The organism is Streptomyces mesophilus, from assembly GCF_011044995.1.
GTDB lineage: Bacteria > Actinomycetota > Actinomycetes > Streptomycetales > Streptomycetaceae > Streptomyces > Streptomyces mesophilus.
Map to the genome: position 1 here is coordinate 1 of NZ_JAAKZW010000501.1, position 553 is coordinate 553.

Genomic DNA, 553 nt, shown 5'->3' on the forward strand with positions numbered 1-553 from the left:
CCCACGCCCCCGGGCCAGACGCAGCACACCCACCCCACAGCCCTGCCATGCTGGCCCCATGGCGATCCTCTCCGCAGCAGCCGGTGAGTGGGCCGGTGCCAATGGGTTCCGGCTCATGCCGGAGGACCCTCTGGACGAACGCCCGGCGACGGCCACGCTTGCCCTCGCCGCCGGCGGTCACCTCACCTCGCTCACGTACACCTGGGAGCATCCGGAGGACGGTCCGCAGGACGGCCTCCTCGTCATCGGCGGCGGCGAGCAGGCGGGCATCCTGACCGCGATCTGGGCCGACTCCTGGCATCAGAAGCCGGCCCCCATGACCCTCAACGGCCGTCTCGCGGACGATGGTTCGGTGGGTCTGGACGCGCGGTACGCCGAGGACTGGGGATGGCACATCGACCTGGTGGCCGACGGGGGCGGGCTGCGCATGCGCATGGACAACGTGCTGCCCCCGCAGTACGCGACGCCGGAGACCGCCTCGTATCCGGCGATGGTCATGGACCTGAGCCGCAGCGACTGAACGAACGCCCCAGACCCAGACCCAGACCCAGGC

Annotated in this window: 1 protein-coding gene; it reads left to right on the forward strand. The window is 71.2% G+C overall.

Annotated elements, in window-relative coordinates; genetic code table 11:
* The first annotated feature begins 58 nt into the window (after positions 1 to 58).
* The gene (locus G6045_RS40790; RefSeq protein ID WP_165337286.1) at positions 59 to 520 is read left to right on the forward strand and encodes a hypothetical protein; all 462 of its coding nucleotides are present in this window, start codon (positions 59 to 61) and stop codon (positions 518 to 520) included.
* Positions 521 to 553: the final 33 nt, after the last annotated feature.

Coding starts and splice junctions, on each gene's coding strand:
- G6045_RS40790 (WP_165337286.1), top strand. CDS start 59: ATGGCGATCCTCTCCGCAGCAGCCGGTGAGTGGGCCGGTGCCAATGGG.